Source organism: Actinomadura meridiana (assembly GCF_039537545.1).
Taxonomy (GTDB): Bacteria; Actinomycetota; Actinomycetes; order Streptosporangiales; family Streptosporangiaceae; genus Spirillospora; species Spirillospora meridiana.
Genome location: NZ_BAABAS010000025.1, coordinates 1 through 18,817, shown reverse-complemented (window position 1 = coordinate 18,817; position 18,817 = coordinate 1). Strand labels below are relative to the sequence as shown.

General features: G+C 67.4%; 19 protein-coding genes. 4 read left to right on the top strand and 15 right to left on the bottom strand.

The window, feature by feature from the left end:
- Nucleotides 1-34: 34 nt before the first annotated feature.
- The 7 genes from ABD808_RS31830 to ABD808_RS31800 form a co-directional block, all read right to left on the bottom strand.
- Nucleotides 35-1,042 (bottom strand): cytochrome c oxidase assembly protein, encoded by a 1,008-nt coding sequence (locus tag ABD808_RS31830; RefSeq protein WP_344904773.1) that lies wholly within the window; start codon nucleotides 1,040-1,042, stop codon nucleotides 35-37.
- On the bottom strand, nucleotides 1,039-2,265 hold the full coding sequence (gene efeB, locus ABD808_RS31825; protein ID WP_344904770.1) for an iron uptake transporter deferrochelatase/peroxidase subunit: 1,227 nt from the start codon (nucleotides 2,263-2,265) through the stop codon (nucleotides 1,039-1,041). Before efeB ends, ABD808_RS31830 begins: the two co-directional genes overlap by 4 nt.
- Before the next feature lie 29 nt (nucleotides 2,266-2,294).
- Nucleotides 2,295-2,765, bottom strand: coding sequence for a copper chaperone PCu(A)C (locus tag ABD808_RS31820; RefSeq protein WP_344904767.1), 471 nt, complete (start codon nucleotides 2,763-2,765; stop codon nucleotides 2,295-2,297).
- A complete protein-coding gene (locus tag ABD808_RS31815) occupies nucleotides 2,762-3,451 on the bottom strand; it encodes an SCO family protein (protein ID WP_344904764.1) in 690 nt (229 codons plus the stop codon). The genes ABD808_RS31820 and ABD808_RS31815 overlap by 4 nt, the downstream gene beginning before the upstream one ends.
- Nucleotides 3,452-3,635: 184 nt before the next feature.
- A complete protein-coding gene (locus ABD808_RS31810) occupies nucleotides 3,636-4,328 on the bottom strand; it encodes a hypothetical protein (RefSeq protein ID WP_344904761.1) in 693 nt (230 codons plus the stop codon).
- Between the two features lie 174 nt (nucleotides 4,329-4,502).
- Nucleotides 4,503-6,332 carry a chloride channel protein gene (locus ABD808_RS31805; protein ID WP_344904758.1) on the bottom strand — a complete coding sequence of 610 codons (1,830 nt, stop codon included), beginning with the start codon at nucleotides 6,330-6,332 and terminating at the stop codon, nucleotides 4,503-4,505.
- Between the two features lie 306 nt (nucleotides 6,333-6,638).
- A complete protein-coding gene (locus tag ABD808_RS31800; RefSeq protein WP_344904755.1) occupies nucleotides 6,639-7,070 on the bottom strand; it encodes a nuclear transport factor 2-like protein in 432 nt (143 codons plus the stop codon).
- Between the two features lie 312 nt (nucleotides 7,071-7,382).
- Between ABD808_RS31800 and ABD808_RS31795 the strand changes: the two genes are divergently transcribed.
- The 4 genes from ABD808_RS31795 to ABD808_RS31780 all read left to right on the top strand — a co-directional run bounded on the left by ABD808_RS31795 (nucleotide 7,383) and on the right by ABD808_RS31780 (nucleotide 12,618).
- Nucleotides 7,383-7,964, top strand: a complete 582-nt coding sequence (locus ABD808_RS31795) for a TetR family transcriptional regulator (protein WP_344904753.1) — start codon at nucleotides 7,383-7,385, stop codon at nucleotides 7,962-7,964.
- A 485-nt stretch (nucleotides 7,965-8,449) separates the two neighbouring features.
- Complete coding sequence (locus ABD808_RS31790) at nucleotides 8,450-9,571, top strand: PP2C family protein-serine/threonine phosphatase (protein ID WP_344904750.1); 1,122 nt, start codon at nucleotides 8,450-8,452, stop codon at nucleotides 9,569-9,571.
- A gap of 371 nt (nucleotides 9,572-9,942) precedes the next feature.
- Complete coding sequence (locus ABD808_RS31785) at nucleotides 9,943-11,898, top strand: hypothetical protein (RefSeq protein ID WP_344904747.1); 1,956 nt, start codon at nucleotides 9,943-9,945, stop codon at nucleotides 11,896-11,898.
- Nucleotides 11,899-12,096: 198 nt separating this feature from the next.
- Nucleotides 12,097-12,618, top strand: coding sequence for a hypothetical protein (locus ABD808_RS31780; RefSeq protein WP_344904744.1), 522 nt, complete (start codon nucleotides 12,097-12,099; stop codon nucleotides 12,616-12,618).
- A 254-nt stretch (nucleotides 12,619-12,872) separates the two neighbouring features.
- Here ABD808_RS31780 and ABD808_RS31775 read toward each other — a convergent pair whose 3' ends face one another.
- From ABD808_RS31775 to ABD808_RS31740, 8 genes are all read right to left on the bottom strand, one after another.
- Nucleotides 12,873-14,933 (bottom strand): ATP-binding protein, encoded by a 2,061-nt coding sequence (locus ABD808_RS31775; RefSeq protein ID WP_344904741.1) that lies wholly within the window; start codon nucleotides 14,931-14,933, stop codon nucleotides 12,873-12,875.
- Between the two features lie 114 nt (nucleotides 14,934-15,047).
- Nucleotides 15,048-15,272 (bottom strand): hypothetical protein, encoded by a 225-nt coding sequence (locus tag ABD808_RS31770; protein WP_344904737.1) that lies wholly within the window; start codon nucleotides 15,270-15,272, stop codon nucleotides 15,048-15,050.
- A 32-nt stretch (nucleotides 15,273-15,304) separates the two neighbouring features.
- Nucleotides 15,305-16,015 (bottom strand): GIY-YIG nuclease family protein, encoded by a 711-nt coding sequence (locus ABD808_RS31765; RefSeq protein WP_344904734.1) that lies wholly within the window; start codon nucleotides 16,013-16,015, stop codon nucleotides 15,305-15,307.
- Between the two features lie 16 nt (nucleotides 16,016-16,031).
- Nucleotides 16,032-16,277, bottom strand: a complete 246-nt coding sequence (locus ABD808_RS31760; RefSeq protein WP_344904731.1) for a hypothetical protein — start codon at nucleotides 16,275-16,277, stop codon at nucleotides 16,032-16,034.
- A complete protein-coding gene (locus tag ABD808_RS31755; RefSeq protein WP_344904728.1) occupies nucleotides 16,277-16,786 on the bottom strand; it encodes a GNAT family N-acetyltransferase in 510 nt (169 codons plus the stop codon). Before ABD808_RS31755 ends, ABD808_RS31760 begins: the two co-directional genes overlap by 1 nt.
- A 14-nt stretch (nucleotides 16,787-16,800) precedes the next feature.
- Nucleotides 16,801-17,466, bottom strand: coding sequence for a hypothetical protein (locus ABD808_RS31750; RefSeq protein ID WP_344904725.1), 666 nt, complete (start codon nucleotides 17,464-17,466; stop codon nucleotides 16,801-16,803).
- Between the two features lie 104 nt (nucleotides 17,467-17,570).
- Nucleotides 17,571-18,050 carry a hypothetical protein gene (locus ABD808_RS31745; protein ID WP_344904722.1) on the bottom strand — a complete coding sequence of 160 codons (480 nt, stop codon included), beginning with the start codon at nucleotides 18,048-18,050 and terminating at the stop codon, nucleotides 17,571-17,573.
- 400 nt (nucleotides 18,051-18,450) lie between these two features.
- Nucleotides 18,451-18,817: integrase core domain-containing protein (locus tag ABD808_RS31740; protein ID WP_344904719.1), on the bottom strand; the 367-nt coding region annotated here is incomplete at its 5' end.

Here is an 18,817-nt window from a genome sequence, read left to right as displayed (position 1 = left end):
CGAGCAAACGTATCTTCAAGGGCCCTGTTCCAGCTCAGCGGTCCCGGGAGTCGGAGGCGGAGAGTCGGCTGAGGTAGGCGTTGTAGCGGGCCAGTTCGGTGCCCTGGTCGCGGTCGGCCTGCCGGTCGGCGCGCGCGGCACGTCTGGTGTCGTCACGGAACCATTGTGCGAACAGGGCGGCCAGGACGAGCATGGTGGGCACTTCCCCGAAGGCCCAGGCGATGCCCCCACCGGTGGTCTGGTCGGAAACGGCGTCCATGCCCCAGGACGCGGGCGGATGGGCGAAGAAGGCGGCGACGGGTGTGGTAGACATCATCACCGCGATCCCGAAGAAGGCGTGGAACGGCATGCCGATGAACAGCTCCAGCATGCGCAATGGGTGCGGTGGTCGGTGCGGCGCGGGGTCGGCGCCCACGATGGGCCAGAAGAACAGCAGCCCGACGGCGACGAAATGGACGAGCATGATCTCGTGACCGAGCCAGCTTCGCATCGCCAGGTCGAACAGCGGGGTGAAGTACAGGCCGTAGAGGCTGGCGATGAACAGCGGCAGCGTGAACAGCGGCGACGAGATGATCCGGGTGAACCGGCTGTGCAGCAGCCCGACGAGGAGCTCACGCGGTACGGCGCGACCGCGCCCGGCGGGCAGGGCCCGCAGCGCCAGCGTCAAGGGCGCGCCCAACAGCAGCAGGACCGGCGTGAGCATGGACAAGACCATGTGCTGCACCATGTGAACACTGAACAGTTCCATGCCGTAGCCCCCGACTCCGGTACAGGTGACGGCGGACCCGGTGGCCACCCCCGCGATCCAGGCGGCCGTCCGCAGGGGTGGCCATCGATCGCCGCGGCGGTGAAGCCGGACGACCGCGAGCGCGTAGGCGGTGAGGGCGACCAGGCACACTGCGGGTTCGAGCGGGAGAGGCTGCGGATGCCAGGCCAGCAGCCGTTCGAGCGTCGGCGGTGCGGTCGGCATCCACATCGGACCGCTCATGTGCATGGTGTCCATGCCGGGCATCGGCGGGGGAGTGCTGGCGATCACGGTCACGGCTCCAGGAGGGCTTGGCCGACGTAGCCGCCGGGATCGGCACCGCCGGGGACGGCGAAGACCGCGCTGGACTCGTGCCGGATGAACCGGGTGAGGCCGTCGGCCCCGGCGAGTTTGCGCTGCACCTGGACGAAGCCGGTGATCGGGTCGGCCTGCCAGGCGACGAACAGCAGACCGGCGTCGGGCGCGCCGTCCGGCCGCAGGCCGTCGTGGTAGGAGAACCCGCGGCGCAGCATGGTGGCCCCGCCGTTGGACGCGGGAGCGGCGACGCGGATGTGCGCGTCGCCGGGGATGGCGAGCGTCCCGTCGGCCCGGGTCGCCGTCAGGTTCGCCGGGGTGGTCTCGGTGCCGCCCGACAGCGGGGCGCCGTCGTCCTTGCGGCGGCCGATGACGCGTTCCTGCCGTGGTCGCGGCAGCCGGTCCCAGTCGTCCAGCAGCATTCGGATGCGGCGGACGACCGCGTAGGAGCCGCCGTCCATCCAGGCGTGCGATCCAGTCGTGTCGGAGACGAATATCTTGGCGTCGTAGCCGGGGTCGGACGGGTCCGGGTTGCCGGTGCCGTCGAGCTGACCCATCAGGTTGCGGACGGTCCTCGGACGGTCGGTGGCGCCCCGGGCCCGGTTGAAACCGTTCATCTGCCAGCGCACCGTCGCGGTGCCGGACGCCGTCCGGCGCAGGACGCGCAGGGCATGGACGGCGACGAGGGGATCGTCGGCGCCGATCTGCACCCACAGGTCGCCGTCGCCGCGGGCGGGATCGAGGGCGTCGCCGGGGAAAGGCGGGATCGGCGCCAGCGCGGGCGGCAACCGGTCGTCGAGCCCGGTCTTGCCGAAGAAGGCGCGGCCGAACCCGAACGTCACGGTCAGCGAGCACGGCCCGGCGTCCAGCGCGATCTGGTCGTCGCCAACGGGCGGACGACCAGCCGCCATCGCCTCGGCTGCCGCCGACCAGCGGCGCGACAATGCGGCCGCGGCGACGCGGCCGGTGCCGGGGGACAGGTCGAAGGCGACCAGGTAGCCGCATGCCTGAAGCGGTGTGGTGATCCCGGCCTGATGCCGCCCGTGGAACGCGACGGCGGTGTCGCCGACCGTACCGAGCGAAGGGTCGTGCTGGCCGGTCCAGCGGTGCGCGGCGGAGCCGGCGGCCAGTCCCGCCGCCCCGGCGCCGGCTCCGCCGAGCAGGCCCCGCCGCGAGATGCCGCGACGGTCGGTCGATCGCTTCATATCCGTTCTCCGTGATGGTCGTGGGGCCGTCACTGTTCGGGCCGGTAGCCCGCCGGGCGGACGGGCGCGCGCACGGTGACGGGGGCCGAGGTCGTGAACCGCAGGACGAAGGTGACGGTGTCGCCGGTCCGCGGTTTGCGTTTCAGTCCCATCAACATCAGGTGGTTGCCGCCGGTGCGCAGCACGAGCCGCCCGTGCGCCGGGACGGTCATGGCCACGACCGGGCTCATCGCACCCTTCGCGGTCGTGGTGTGCAGGGACACGTCGGTGGCGATGTCGCTGGTCACAGCGGTCAGCGTGTCGGCGCCCCGACCGGTGTTGACGACGGTGAGGTAACCGGCCGCCATGTCGGCCATCGGCGGCTCCGGGACGTAGGCGCCGGTCACCGCCAGACGCGGCAGGACCGTGCCGGTGTCGTGCGAGCCGGTGTCGTGCGAGCCGCAGGCGACCGGCCCGGTCGCCAGCAGGAGCGCCCAGAGCCCGGCGGCGAGCCGCTTCACATCGCCCCCCTGATGAGTTTGGGCAGGTCGGCGGCGTATCGCTGGGATGTCGTGCCCGACGTGTAGACCATGTGGACCTTGTCGTCCGCGGGGGAGAAGGCCAGGACCTGGGCGCCGTGGGTCACGGTGTAGCTTCCGTCGGGGTTCTTCGAGGGCTTCTCCACGGCCACGCCCAGGGCGCGCGCCGCCCTCTGGACGGCGCCGAAGTCGCCGCTCAGCCCGATGAAACGCGAATCGAAGGCGGCCAACCACGAGTGCAGCCGCCCGGGAGTGTCGCGTGCGGGATCGGTGGTCACGAAGATCACTCGCAGCCGCCGCCGCTGGGCGACCGGCAGCCGCTTCACCGCGTTGGCGATGTCGGCCATCGTCGTCGGGCACACGTCCGGGCAGTGGGTGTAGCCGAAATACATCAGCGTCGGCGTGCCCGCCGTCCGCTTGACCAGGTCATAGGCGTGTCCCCGGTCATCGGTGAGCGTCAGTTCGGGTTTCGGTAGCGGGCGGTCGAGCCGGATGGCGGTGCCGCCCGCCGCGGCGGCTGGGGTGGTGGCCGCTGCGGGACGATCGCCGGTCTGGCCTCCGCCGCACGCAGTGGCGGCCAGGGCGAGCGCCGCGGCAATGGCGGTGAACCGGACGGTGACGGCCGTCCGGCGGGAACGCTGAGCGCGGGCGCGCGGAAGTACACGCATGAAGCCTCCAAAGGGAGGGCACGCCGTGCGGGATCACGAAGGTCCGGCGGCGTGCGACCGTGCGGGCCGTGCCATCGGGCACGGCCGGAAAGGGGCAGAAGGAGAGTGCCCGTGGGCCCGTCCATGGGACGGACGCGTCCGGGTGAAGGGGACGAGCCCATGTCGGCAGGCGCCGACGGTCGGCTCAGATGACCTTGACCAGGGGCGGGCCGCGCCGGATCAGGGCATGGTCCAGCAGAACCGTCTCGCCCGGCCCGATCTTCTCCTCGTGCTGCCAGAGCGTCCTGATCCGCATGTCGGGCGGACATGGCGTCGCCCGCCGTGTGAGCACGGCGGAGAACAACGCGGTCAGCGGCCCGGCAGACCGCGCCGAGAGCCGGACCATCTGCCAGACGGCGCGTTCGCCGCGGTGCACGACCCAGCCGAGCAGGAACGCAGCGGCCAGGTGCACAACGAACATGGTGAGACCGGGCATCATGTGCCCGCCCATGCCGTGCCCGCCCATGCCGTGCCCGCCCATGCCGTGCCCGCCCATGCCGTGCGCGTCCGTGCCGCCGGGCATCGTGTGCCCGGTCACGGCGGGTGCACCGCCGGTAGAACCTTCGGGCGGTGAATCCGGCGCCGGAGGCTGCCCCAGGCAGAACACCACATGAAGCACCATCTGCCCGCACAGCAGCATCGCGATGATGCACGGCCGCGAACGTTCCCGGCCCGCCAGCGGCGTCGCCAGCAGGATCGTCACCGCCCAGCCGGACAACAGCGACCACCACGGCGGCCCGCCCCCGGAAGCGGCGGCGTGCGCGGCCGCCGACACCGCCGTGCAGACACCCGAGAACACCACCGACCTCAGCAACCGCAGGCCGAGGTCAGCGCTCATCGTCCGGGTGGTCCTCGTCAACATCGTCCAGCTGGGCCGCACGCTCGTTTCGCCGTCCGGGACTCACGTCCGCGTCATGTCCGGCGACTACTGCGAACCGTAGTGCATGGGGTGGCGACGGCCGGTTCCGCCCCACGGTGCCCCATCGGCGCCTCGGAGTCGGCGACGGGTCGGTCAGGGAGCGGTGACGGAGGCGATGCTTCCTGCGGGCGGCTTCCCCATGGCCGGGGCGTGGAGCGCGCGGAGGACGGCCTGATGGGTGACCCAGCCCGCCAGGAGGGTGCGCTCTGAATTCAGGACGGGCAACCCGGTTCCATCGGTGGTGGTCAGGATGTGCAGCGCGTCAGCCAATGGCATGTCGGCGGTGAGCGGCGTGGGCATCTGTGTGAGCGCACCGGCGGTCGGCTGGTGCTGGTGCGGCCCGTCCGTCCGCGACTCGGCGTCGGCCATCGCCTCGGCGGCCGCTCGTGCCGTGATGACGCCCTGGTAGGCGCCCTGGCCGTCCAGCACCGGCAGCGCGCCGTGCGCCGAGAGGGCGAGCAGGCGCGACGCGTCCTCCAACGGAAGACCGCCTGGAAGCGGATCGGGAACCGGCTCCATGACGCGGGCGACGCGCTGGGTCATGCGCGGGTCGACCGGTGCGGCGTCCAGATCGACGCCGCGGCGGCGGAGTTTGAGGCTGTAGACAGTGTCCTCCGACAGGCGTTGGCTGACCAGGGCCGCCACCACGATCGCGGTCATCATCGGCAGGATGATGGAGTACTCACCGGTCAGCTCGAAAAGGATCACTACGGCGGTGATCGGGGCGCGGGCGGCGCCGGCGAACACCGCCCCCATGCCGATGAGCCCGTAGGCGCCCGGGGCGGTGGTGACCGAGGGCGCGAGCTGGTGGGCCGTCATACCGAACGCGCTGCCGAGCATGGCGCCCATGAACAGGCTCGGTGCGAACACGCCGCCCGAGCCGCCGATCCCGATGGTCAGGCTGGTCGCGGCCATCTTGGCCACCAGCAGCAGGAGCAGGAACCCGATCGCGAACCCGCCGTTCACCGCGTCCTGCAGGACCGGGTACCCGACGCCGTACATCTGCGGCACCGCCAGCAGCAGCCCGCCCAGCAGCAGCCCACCCACGGCCGGCCGCAACCACTCGGGGCCCCGCCAGAGACGGTCGCACACGTCCTCCACCGTGTACAGAACACGGGTGAACCCCACTCCGGCCACCGCTCCCAGTAGCCCGAGGAGCGCGAATGAGAGGTACTCGATGGGGTGGGAGACATGGAAGTCCGGCGGTGACATGAACGAGGCCGACCCGAGCGCGGCCCGGCCGATCACACTGGCCGTCACGCTCGCCAGCACTACCACGCCGAACGACTCGACGTTGTAGTCGCGCAGGATCAGCTCCATCGCGAAGAACACCCCGGCCAGCGGCGCGTTGAAGGTGGCGGCGATCCCGCCCGCGGCGCCGCAGGCCACCAGGATCCGCAACCGGTTCTCGGCAACCCGCGCCATGCGTCCCAGCGTCGAGCCCAGTGCCGCGCCGATCTGCACGATCGGGCCTTCACGCCCCACCGAGCCGCCCGCGCCGATCGTCAGCGCCGAGGCCAGCGACTTGATCACCGCGACCTGGCCCCCGATGCGCCCACCACGCTGCGCGACCGCCACCATCACCTCCGGCACACCGTGGCCCCGTGCCTCGGGCGCGAACCTCTGCACCAGCGGCCCGTAGACAACGCCGGCCACCACCGGCACGGCCACCACGAAGAAGGGTCCCAGCCACGGCAGATGGGGGTTCGCCGCGTGCCCGGCCGCGGAGTAGTCGCCGTGTCCGGTGAACAGATGGGTGAACAGCGCGATGAGCTCGCGGAAGAAGATTGCCCCTACCCCCGCACCGCACCCGACCACCAGGGCCAACACGACCAGACCCCACTGCGTCTCACGAATCCGGGCCACCCATCCGCGCACGCCCGCCTCGACCGGGATGGCGCCGCCCGCCGAGGTGCCGCCCACCGTCGACCTCCGTCCGTGAGGTTCACTAAGCTAACGATTGCAGTATGCAATGCTCAGCAAGGTCCCACCAAATCCCTAACTGGGCAGATGTCGGACAATTCGGGTCTCTGTTTTTCGCTGGTGGAGCTGCTGGTCAGCTTTGGGACGTGGGCGACGTGACCCACCGCCGGGCCACGATCCTGGCCACTTGCTCAGCGCTCACCTCCTCGGCCGTGCTCAGCCTTCGAGATGGCATATCACGCGACTCGCTGCCCGGGACTTCCGTCGGATCGCAGAAAATGTCTGCCCGTTCAACGGGCTCCCTGGTCAGCTGCGGCGCAGCTGCTGAAGTTGCCGCTGGTCGTCGAGTTGCCTGTTGGTCTGATCGATTCGTTGAATTCGGCCGTCGGGTGCCAGATGGCCAAACATGTAGATCTCTGCGGTAAAGGTCTTGCCCTTACGTAGACTGGTGCGGAGCGTCCAGCGTGCAGCTATCTGGTCACCGCAAACCAATGCCTGATGGATCTCCACCCCGGAGCGGTCGTCGGCTGCCATGGCCGCCTTGTCGACGTTCTTGCGGACGGGGCGGACGTGGTCGATCATCCGCTGCCGGTCGATCACCAGGCCGTCGTTGCAGTACTCGAAGTCTGGAACGAAGTAGCGGTCAAGGACCGTGCCAGGTTCCTCCTCCGACAGTGCCATGTCTCGGGTGTAGGTGAGAAGGAAGTCGATGAGATCCTGCTCGGAACTGATGCCCATTGTCCCCCTCGTCAGAGACCGTCGTTCACTCACTGCGGATGGCCCACACTGCACCCCTGTAGGGTTTATTTCCACCTGCTCAGCACAGGCCCCGGAGTGTCCTTGGTTGCCTTCTGGTCAGCGGGGTCTGCTCCGATCGGGCGCTGGGGGCCGCCGGTAGTGTCGAGCGCGGCCGGTCCACGACGTGGCCGGTCAGCAGTGAGGCGTCGAGTCGCCTCTATGTGAACTCTCGGTGAGTGGACCGATACAAATGGCTGGTGAACAGCGAAGACACTCTTGCACAGGACAATGATTTGAGTAGCCTGGGGCGACATGACCAGCGGGGCCGCCCAATCCATGACCCGTCGCGGACGGGACCGCCACGAGCAGCTTGTCCGGATAGGCGTGACCCTGCTCGCCGAGGGAGGATGGCCCGCCGTCACGGCCAGAGCAGTCGCCGAGCGCGCGCGGATCAAGCCGGGTTTGCTGCATCACTACTTCGGGGGGTTGCCTGGCTTTCACGCCGCGGTGGCCGCTCGTGCTCATGCGGAGGTCGTCGAGCCGTTGTTTGATGCCGTGCTGGAAGCACCGGACGTGTCGGCCGCCACCAGGAGCGCCCCGCAGTTGGTGGCGAAACGCCTCACCGACAAGCGCGACCTGCGGTTGGCGTGTGAGGTGCTCGGCCGGGCCCTGCGAGACCCGAGCATAGGGACCAGACGCTGCAGTTGGATCCGCACCGCCCACGAAGGAATCGCTTCACGCCTTGGGACTATGCACCCGCAATGGTCTCCACAGTGCCGCAAGGACACCGCAGCGTTGCTGGCCGCACTGCTGGACGGGTTGATCGTGCAGCAGATTCTTGACCCCGAAGGAGAAGCAGATACCGCCGACGCTCCGGCCACTGACGGGGGTTGAGGTCGCAGACGCCGGGGAAGTGCATCCGCGCTGGAGGAAGACGCTGACGCGCGGCACAGCGGCTGGCCGTGCGAGTTGGCACGGACGGGTGCGTGAACATGACAGGGGATCGATGGGTATATCGCTGTGGGAACACCGCAGGCTCCGCCAGATGGAGCGTGAACTGCGCCGAACCTCGCCATCTCTGGTGGTCTTGTTCGAGCGGCACCATCGTCACCTGCTTGCGTCAGGCGCGCCCAGACGTTCGTGTATGCCGCTGCCGGTGGGGTGGCTCCTGATCGCAGTGTCAACGGGATTGCTGGCAGCAGCCGTGCTCCTGTGCTTGGGGTCGGACGTCGGGCTCCCCGACACCGGGTCTGCCTCACCCACGCCCGAGAAGCCCGCCACCCGCCACTCGCCCCAGAACGACTACGCAGTTTCGTCGAGTGTTCCGCTACCGGTCCCGGGTCGCATCAGTTCGTGGGAGGAGCCCGCCGCCTCCCGCGATGGGTGACACCATGGCGTTTCGCGCCGCGAACGGAAGTGATGCGCCGCGCTCGCACGGACCGGAGGGCGAGGGCAGCGGGAGAAACGCCTTTCTGGGTGGTTTGCCCTTCGCCGTGATGGCCGTGGTCGGCTCGGTGGATCTGTTGGCCGGGCCAGGGGTGGGTTATCTGCCGTTGCTGTCGCTGGGGCCAGCGTTCGCCAGCCTGTCGTGCACCGTGAGACGAACGGCGGCGGTCGGAGGCCTTGCCCTGCTGCTGTGTATCGCACTCGCCTACTACGACAGGATTCTCGGTACTCGTGCCAATAATCTGACCTTCGTCTCGATCGTCGGTGTCATCGCCGCGAGCATGCTGGCCAGTGCCTTCCGAGAGCGTCGCGAACGTGAACTGGCCGACGTGCGAACGGTCGCCGAAGCGGCCCAGCGGGTACTCCTACGCCCCGTGCCGCGGCGCGTCGGCCCCGTCCGTGTCGCTGTCCGCTATGTCTCGGCAGTCACCCATGCCAGGATCGGTGGCGACCTGTACGAGGTGGTCATGACCGCCAACGGGGTCCGGCTGATCGTTGGCGACGTGCAGGGCAAGGGGCTGGAGGCCGTCGAGAACGCCGCAGTGGTGCTCGGCGCCTTCCGCGAGGCCGCCTATGACGAGCCCGACCTGCCGGGTGTCGCCGACCGGATCGAGCGTGCCCTGGCCCGCCAGCTGACCGGCGAGCAGTTCGTTACCGCGATCCTGGCCGAGGTGCAACCCGGGCAGATCCAGTTGCTCAACCACGGGCACCCGCCCCCTCTGCTGCTCGGCTCCGACGGGACCATCCGGGTGCTGGACCCGCCGGTGCCCGCCCCGCCGCTGGGCCTGGGGCTGGGGGATCTTGCCCCGGGGGGCGCCGAACCGCATGCCGTGCGCCTCGGCGTAGACGACCAGATTCTGCTCTACACCGACGGCGTCACCGAAGCCCGCAACCAGCAGGGAGTGTTCTACCCGCTGACCGACCGCGTCGGCGACCTCGACGCCATCGACCCCGAAAGCATGCTCGACTTGATCCAGAAGGACCTGGTCCGCTACGTAGGCGCACCCCTGGGTGATGATGCGGCAATGCTCCTCCTGCGCCGCCGAACCATCTAATCCAACGCGTCCGGCCACCTCTGCGTCCCTGCTGGGGAGGATCGTTCTCACGCGCCGCCCGCGGGCGTCTCCATCACGTGCCTTTCGCCGCTGCTTCGTGAACGGTTGACCCATGCCCGTTCCAGAGCCTCTGCGAGGTCACGCAGCGGCCGGGCCGGACGTCTCAAATCGTCGCGTACGTCAGCCCGGTCGAGGGTGCCCACAAGGCTGGTATGGCCCGATAGTCTTGTTCGCCCGAAAGCACCCTGTGAGCTGGTGGAGCCCGGGTCGGCCAGCCCGCCGCCCCGGCGCAGAGGTGCTCTCTGTACGGCTCCCGCCTGGCGATGCACCGAGGACAGGAAAGCAACGTGAGCGTGAGGAGCAAAGGGCTAGTGGCGCTGGTCGCCGGTCTGGTGATCGTGGGTCTGGTCGCCGTGCTGCTGGTCGTCACAAGGTCCGCTGACAGTGAGGTGTCGGTTTCCAACGGCCAGGTAGGGCTTACCGTGAAGGTGCCGTCTGGCGCGCTGGACGGTGAAGTCTCGATCACGCGGGCCGAACCCGGCGCGGTCACATTCGATGCCCTCAGCGCACCGATCGGCGGCAAGGTGGCCAGGATCGAGGTGAAGGACGGCACGCTGGACGGCGAGGCCGTTCTCACCTTCGACATCCCGCCCGGCGCCGACCCGAAAAACACCTACGTCTACACCTATGACCGCGAGCGCAAGCAACCCGTGCTGGTCGGCGGGACCGTCGATGAGAACGCCCGGACGATCACCGTCGTCACCGGTCACTTCTCGGAGTGGTGGACGAGCGAATTCGACCTGAAAAAAGCTGTTGGAGACGGTCTGCGCAATACCTTCTCCGCCCGTTCGGTGAAAGGTCTTGTGCACGACGCCCCGGACCTCACGTGCTTGCCCGCTCTCACCGTCACCACCACGACGAACACACTTCCGAAAGGCGTGGACCCCTGCGTCACCTACAACGACAGCGGTGAGCTGCTGCTGAGCGTCGGCAATGAGCTCGGCGCGCCGCTCGCCTTCTCGCCCGGACGGGGCGTCCGCCTCCGCTCCATCGAACCGGCGAACGAAACCGTGTACAACGGCCTGGTCGCATTCCTGCGGGAGGAGCTGGACGACGACACCGTCGTGATCGGAAGCGGTCGCCGGGCGACCTTCACGGTCAACCCCGGAGCGCTCAGCAATCACCAGATCAACCTCACCGCCAAGATCGATGTCGGTCATGCCGCCTTCGCGTTCAGCGGCGCGCTCAGTGAATCCATCCTCCCCTTCCTGAAGATCACGAAGGGGGCCAAGGGCTATCGGGCGGCCCAGGCCGCATTCGCGAAAGCGGACAAAGCCGCCAAGTACACCGAGTGCATCCTCAGTTCCGCCCAGCAGATCGGCAAGATCACCGACCCGAAAAAGGCCAGGCTCGCCTACATCGAGTCCTACAACAAGTGCCAGGGCAACCTGGCTCACCTCCTAACCCAGTGGTTCAAGAACCCAGTCGGCATGGCGATCTCCGCCGGAGAACAGCGTACGCTCAAGAACGCCATCAACCGGCTACCAGAGGCCGTCGCCAAGCAGACCACCAAATTGCTCACGGCATTCCTGAACGCCGGTGACCTGGCCCAGCCGCTCACGACGGCCATCGCCGCCGCGCGGCACGGAACGGGACCCTTCCAGTGGCGACTCACCCTGAACGACGAACCACCGCTGACCAGACTCGGTCAGGTGCTGCCCAAACCGCCGGAAGGCAACTACATCGTCGACGGAACCCTCGCGAAGTCACGTGAACAGGGCCTCCGCCAGGGATTCCAGTCACTCCCCGAACTACTCCTCCCATGCCAGGGGGCCTGGAGCACCACGTGGATGGCCCCGCTTTTCGCCGGCGGCGGGTACGAACTGGTTCCCCCTTCAGCGGGTAAGCGGATCCACGCCGACGTGCACATCACCTACGTCCAACCCCAGCAACGAGCGAACGTCGCCGCGTACCTGAAGTCATGGAGCGGCCGTACCTCCTGCAATGGCGAAGTCCCACGCTACAGCGTCACCTACAAGTACAAGGGCGAAAAAGTCGCCTCCACGTTTGCCGACGACTCAACAATCGCCTGGAGCCACTGGTTCGGCGTACCGAACTCAGACGACATCCACTCCAGCCATCAGATGGTCGCCTTCAGCCAGGCGAGCGGCTACCTCATGGTGGTGTCCATCGTGCCCGGCGAACGCGGTGCCTTCTTCGCCGAGAAGGTACCTCCAGCCGAGATGGCGGCTGCCTTGGACGCGGCCTACAAACTCGCCTCCTCCAAGGCGAACCAGATGCTCGGCGCACGCCTCAACCGCAACTGACGCCATCCCGCCGGAGCGTTTCCCAGATGAGGACGCCGAAGGCGTCGAATGGGCCAAGCCCGGCGTCCGGTCGATGCGCGCTGCGACGCCGGGACGCTACCTCACTGTCGGGAGGGTGGCGTGGTGATCTGCTCGGGTGGTCAGTAGTCCCATCAGGGGCTGCGAAGTGCGAAGGCCACACAGTCGCTTTGGCTTGCTGTGACCCTGTGTCAAGCACGCATTGTTCAAGACCACATACCACTACGACTCCGAAGGCCGCCCCACTCACATCACCCGCCTGGCCGGAACCGCCGACGCCATCGACGGCCCCAAGACCACCTACGGCGCGTTCGACCTGCCGGTCACCACGCCAACGAGCTGGGCGACACCACCCGCTACGACTACGAAGACCACGGCACCCTCACCAAGATCACCGATCCTCTCGGCCGCATCACCCAGGCCTCCCACACCGGCGACGGGCAACCCCGCAGCGTCACCGACAGCGCCGGGAAGGTCAGCACCAACACCTACCGGCTGGGCGACCTGGTCACCACCACCGACTCCCTCGGCAACACCACCCGGCTGTTCCACGACGCCGCCGGACGGGTCACGTCCACCACCGCCCCCAACGGCGCCACCGCCACCTACGCCGCCGGCAACCAGCTGATCACCAACACCGACCCGCTCGGGCACACCTTCAGCCGCGCCTACCAGGAGGACTGGCTTAACGTCTCGCCCTAGCGTGTTTGATCCGCTTACCGCTCCTGGTTGCCTCATGGTCCGGCGCTCGTTCCCCTGCTGCTGACGATCTCGCACGTCTACGGATCTCTTCAAGGACCAACGCTGGGTCGTCCAGTTGGAGATTGTGACCGGCATTGTCGGATATGAGAAAAGCCGCGGCCTGGTTGGTGTCATGATCCCTGCTATGTCTAACTCCTCGCCTCACGCCAAGTCTGTGTACTAACCGGCCGGAGTGTACAGGGGAAGTTCCCTCTTTAGGTATTGGTCGCGCCTCGTCCGGCCTCCTTTAGTGCCTCGGGTAGGTAGTGTGCGTAGCTGTCGCGCAGGTGTTGTGTTACGCGCTCGTCGGTTGCCTCGTAGTTTAGTTGCTGGCGAAAGAACGACAGTTTCCGCTTGGCGGCGTCGAGAATCTCTCCCCAGCTCTTCACCCATACCTGATACTCGTCCTGGTCATCCGCCAGTCCCGGAGCTTTGTCTTTCTGGCGGATGTCGCGAAGGATTTCCTTGGAGTAGTCATAGGTAACTAGATAGAACTGCCATTTGGAAGGCACGTCGCGATACTGTGGGTTGTCTATGATGGCACGGGCGTAGGAGGTGATTTGCTGCAGTTCGTCGGGGCCGACGATCACTGATGGGCGTTTGAGTTCGATGATTATGCGCTCGTTGGAGCGCTCGTCCCCGATCCTGCGGAACAGCAGGATGTCTACCCTGCCCAGAGTTCCGTCGGCGCGCCGGACCGTGTCAAGTTTGTTCTCCAGTACCACGTCTGGCCCGAGGAGGCTCAGGTGCGCGTCGAGTACTGCGGTGAGCCCGACCTCAGGGCGGGCCAAGGTCCATTCTTCGCCGAACAGCCACAGGTTCTGGGCGATCATTGGGTGGAGTTGGTCGACTTCTCGGAGCTCTTTGCGTAGCTGGTCATCGGCGAGGATCTTGCGCAGTGCACCGATGAAGTCCAGTCGGTTGGTGACGGTGGTGGCTGCGCCGATGACGTCCGCCAGTTCCGTGCGTGTCAAGAGCCGCGACAGATGGTTGCGGTCCTCGTCGGTGAGGGCCAAGACGCTTTCGAGGATGCCGTGCAGGTCGCTGGGGCTGCGTTCCAGGGCAGTGCGGATGAGGTCGACCGACAGCTTGCGGGCTGTGCCCTTTGTCGGCAGCGCGTTGCGGGCAACGGTCACCACGACGTCGAACGTGCGCTGTTCGACGAGTTCGGTCGCGCTGGTGGCCTTGGCCGGATAGGGATAGATGCCCTCGTCCTTGAGTTGACGCACCACCTGGACAGCGATCTCGGCGCTGCGTTCCCGCAGGTGCTTGTGTATGGCCTTGGTAGCCGCTTCCAGGAGGCTGCTGTGGGTCATCGCCAGCATGTGCAGATCTTCGGTTGACAGGTCGTTGAATCTGTCTGATCGCAGGTAGGGCGTGAAGGCGACGACACTGTCGGACCAGTCCTCGCCGTCCTCAGCCAGGGCGATGCCGTCTGCGTTGCAGATGAGCATCTTCCGATCGCTCATCCGCTTCTTCCACTCCACGAATGTGACGAAGGGTGGGACTTCGTCGCCGGTGTACTCGGGCGGAAGGTCCAGCTCCAGGGTCTTCGATGTCTCGATAATTGCATCCGGGTTCAGGCGCGTCCCGTCGAACTCCACGAGGACGTCCGAGTACGCCTTGAGGTAGAAGGCCAGCTTGGCCGTCAGGTTGGCGGCGGCGTCCGCCGCCTCCAGAGCCCGTAGCCGCTTGTCCTGTGGCACCTGGATGCGGACGACGGTGCCGGTGGGCAAGCCGCTCTTGACGGGTTCGTCAATGTGCCACTTCGTCGGGCGGCGAACGTCTGCGGAGATCCGCGTCGCGACCGGCGCTCCATCGACCACGGAGACCGAGTCCCAGGTGAAGCTCTCGCCCAAAGCGAAGGCGTAGAGACGGCCTTCGCCCATGCGGCCATGGAGAATGCGCTGGTTCCCAGTGGTATGCGTCTTGCGCGCCTTCCAGGTGTCGCCGTACTCCCGGAAGGACCGCTGGGCCTGCTGCGGGGTGATGCCCTCGCCGTTGTCGGACACCACAATCTGCGAGATCGCTCCCAAACTGGTACGACGCAACTCGACCACCGCATGCGTCGCGTTCGCGTCCAAGGCGTTCCACACCAGCTCTGCAATCGCCGTGATCGGTGGTCTGCGCGTGAACTGGAGGATCTTGGCCTCACCGACCTCCAGCAAGATCTCGGTCGAGTGAGGCGATCGTGGCAGGGGCACAACCGAACCGGCTGACTCCGCCTCCTCGGGAGCCGTAGGTGCGGTCCCATCCCCGTCTTGTTCGCCGGACATGCGCCGACCGTACCTCTCGTGGCAGCGCCTCGCCGTGTGGACAACACAGCATGTTGTGGGTCGCCCCGGAGGACGTCGGTCAGGCTCCCACGATCTTGACTGTGTTCCGGGACGTCACTCTTCCTTGATCAGCTCCTGGAAAGACGGGCAAGCCACTGCGTGCCACTCGCGTACGAAGACGTGATCGCCTTCCCGGATGACCTCGACGTGCCACGGAAGGCAGTCATGACACGGCCAGATCTCGTAGGGCGAGCCATCGTCGGTCTCGGCGGCCAAGTCCACCGAGCCGATCGGGGCACGGTAGGTGGTATCGGGCCGACGGCTTTGGGGGGTGCTCATCCGTCCAGTATTCAGCGGAGAGCACGGAGGGGTCAGTGCTCGGCTCCCTGCGCTGGGTGAGGCACTGGCCCGATCCCGATCGTGTTCAGCGGCGGCTGATGGTGGACGATCATCCGCGTCTCGGTCTCGTCCATCTCCCTCTCGGTCTCGCAACGCAACAGCGTGACGTTCATGACGCGATACCGCTTCATGCGATCGCTCATGTGGTGGCCTAGGCGGGCGAGGACGTTCTCCGATTTCCCGATGTAGAGCGGCCGGTCGGTGTCGGAGCCCCAGAGGAAGTACACGAAGAACCCGTGAGGGTCGAACCCATCCTCTGCGATGCTGGCCGCTCGGATACCCGCGATGCCCCGACGGGCTCGGGCCTCGACACGGTCATAAGATCGCTGCAGTTGCTCCTGGTCGCGGGCACGCTCCCGGTGCGCTTCCTCTACGGCGGCCAGAGCGGCATCAAGCCTGTCCTGCGCCGCTGCGGCGATCTGCCGTATCTCCCGGATGGTCGGCTGTAGCGCGTCCGCCAGTTCCTCGGGCGGCACGCACCGGGCTAGCGCCTCGTAGATGCCAATCTTGAGGATGGACGCCACGCTCATGAGGTCGTCCGGGCGTTCCGAGAGGTCGAGCGGGGGCCGCTGCGAGCCGTCGCACCTGGTCTTGCACTCAAGGTGGTATCTCAGGGTGCCGTCCTGCCGCAGCTGGACTTTCGCAGAGCACACGCTGCAGCGCTCACGCGAGGGAGTGGTCATCGCGTCTCCGCCGGGATCAGTAGCCGAGGGCGCCGGCGTCGACGTCCTGCCCCACGCCCGTCACCGCCCCGCAGGGCCAGCGTTCGCTGCACTTGCCGCAGTCGGCTCCCTGCTCTGGTGGCGGGTGCTCAGTGAGCATCCGATGCGCTGTCGCCCACCAGGCGGTCTTGTCGCGGCTGTTGAGCCTGTCGTCACGCAGCTGCGCCGTCCTGGCCAGAAGGGCCCGATAACGCTCAAGGTCCTTGTCCGATGGAACTGCCATTAGCGATCACCTTTCGTCGGGGAGGCGCCTGCGGTCGAGGAGGGGAGCAGCTCGGCCAACTCAGCGACCATGCCTTGGTTGGGGCCGCGCGGGTCGACGCACCGCAGGCCGGCCGCGCGGAAGAACAACGCCCGGTCCTCCTTGCCTGCTCCGTCCATGGGAGTGAGTGCGAGCCACGTCAGTCCGGCCCGGCGTGCGCGGCGGACGAACTCGGCGAGCAGCTGGCGGCCGATGCCGCGGCGGTGGTTCTCCTTGGCGACGGCCATGGCGTGGATGTAGGCGTGAGGCGGCGGGTGGGCGGGGTGAGCGAGATGGTCCGCGACGTGGCCGTCGAGCGTGCCCTCAAGCCAGCCGAGAACGGAGCTTGCTTCGTCGACCGCGACAAGGCTCTCCCATCCCTGCGGGGGCCGGCCGATGAGGTAGTCGTCTGTGGAGAACTCCTCGCCGCTGTCCTCGGCCACCTTCACGATGCCTGGACAGTCGGCCAGATCGGCGCTGCGAACCGTCATCGTGTCGCCGCGGGTCACCATTGGCGACTGCTCACTGCCTTACCGCCGCCCTTGGGGGCCGCGCGCTCTATGAGTTTCGACAGGCGGGCGACGGCTTCGCCATGGTGGCCTTTGCCCAGCATGCTGCCGACGATCACCTCTGCGGGCAGGGGCTCCTTGGTCAGGAGATCCCGCAGGACACGGAGGGCCTGGTCGGCGCCGAAGCCGCGCGTCCATCCGTTGTTGCCGTAGAAGTGGATGTGGTCCAGTTCTTCGCGCTGGTGGTCCGTGCGGGTGTCCGGAGTCGGCTCACCTGTGAGGAGGTTGACGGCGCCGGCCTCCATCGCCCAGCCGATCAGCGGGAACTGGGCAGACTCGACCACGGCGAGGGATGAGCGACGAGCGTAATCCGCGGCCTGGTGCAAGGTCTCGTAGTCCGGGACGTAGACGAGGACGGGGCCGTCTCCGCTGGGGGTGCGGTTCCGACTGCCGGGCGTTGTCGCCGGGTAGGTGCGGGCGAATCGAGTGATGGGCTCGACGTTGGCGTTCCACTGGCTTTGGGTGGGTGTGACGAGCAGCGGGGTGGCGTTCTGGGTGCGGGCCTCGGTGAGTATCCAGTCCACGGCAAGGGCGGCAGCTTCGTTCCAGTCGCGGTGGGGATCGTCGTCGGGGACCCACGCGGCGGTGTAGTTCGTCGTCATGACGCCGGACCATATCGACAGAGCGTGACATTCTCGGCCCGACCTGCGCATTTCAGCATGCCGGTGTTCGGGTCCGGACTCAATCCGGTCCGCCAAACTCGCAACTACGGCGACCGTTCCAATGCGCAGGCTGGTGGCTCGCAGGGGATATGCGTGATCTTCCCGCCGAGGTGGACGCGAGCCGCGCGAAGGATCGCCGGAGAAGCGTTCACTGTCCAGTTCTGACCCGTCAGGAGGTCGCCGCCGGTGAGCTTCATCATGTCGAGCTGCCCGTCCACGCCCTGGTGGTTGTCGTGGACGCGGATCACTATGTTGCCGTCCGAGCAGGTGACCTGCTCGCGCGCCCCGATGACGTTCTCGGTCTCGGTGAGGTCAGAGCATGGGATCGAGCCGGCGGCCTTCTCCACGATGGTGCGAGGGGCGTTGTAGTACCCGCCGTCAGAGGGCGGAGCGGGTGTCGCGAGTGGGCTCGATGTGCTCGCTGCGGTGGTATCGCTGAGCGGCCCGCAGGCTGTCAGGGGCAGTGCGGCTGCCGCGAGTAGCGGGAGGCGGGTCCGCAGCAACTCAGGCCAGGAGATGCCCATGAGGTCCCCCAGGGATCGAGCCCGACCCGTTCCTGTCAGGGCAGGTTAAGCGCATCTTTGCCGCGGATTGGGGGGTTCCGGCGCGGATACGCAGGGGCACGGCCGGGTCCGGTCAGTTCGCACGCCGCTGGCTGCCCGCTGCCTCGCGCTTGCCGTTGATCTGGGCGAGCTGATGCTTGAGCGCGGCGCGGGCCTGCGCAGCGGGGAGGCCGCGCTCTTCAGCGGGCTCGCCGCCACTTGCAGCACTCCGGCCTTGAATCTCTCCACACCGAGATCATTAGCTACCGCGGGAGGGCCATCTTGGACGAGCCGCCGCTGAAGTTCAGCGGCGGCTCCCGCCGCATCGATCCGCGTCATGGCATCACCGCTCTGAGCCGTACCGGGTTTGGTGAAGTCCGGTCTACCTGGCGCCGGTTGGCGCTGGTGTGTTGATCGAACGGTAGTAGGTGGACTCGTACTCGGCAGGTGGCACATCACCGATGGCCGAGTGCAGACGCCGGTGGTTGTACCAGCCGATCCACTCCACGATGGCGTATTCGACCTGGTCACGTGTGCGCCAGGTCCGCCGGTGGATCAGCTCGGCCTTGAAGGTGCCGTTCAACGCCTCAGCCATGGCGTTGTCATAGGAGTCGGCGACCGAACAGACCGAGGCCATGCCGCCCACGTCGGTCAGGCGGCTGACGTACCGGAAACTGGTGTACTGGGCGGATTCAACTGGTCGTCGCAACACCTCGTAGTCGGAGGTGGTGCTGGTGGGTTTGGGGAAG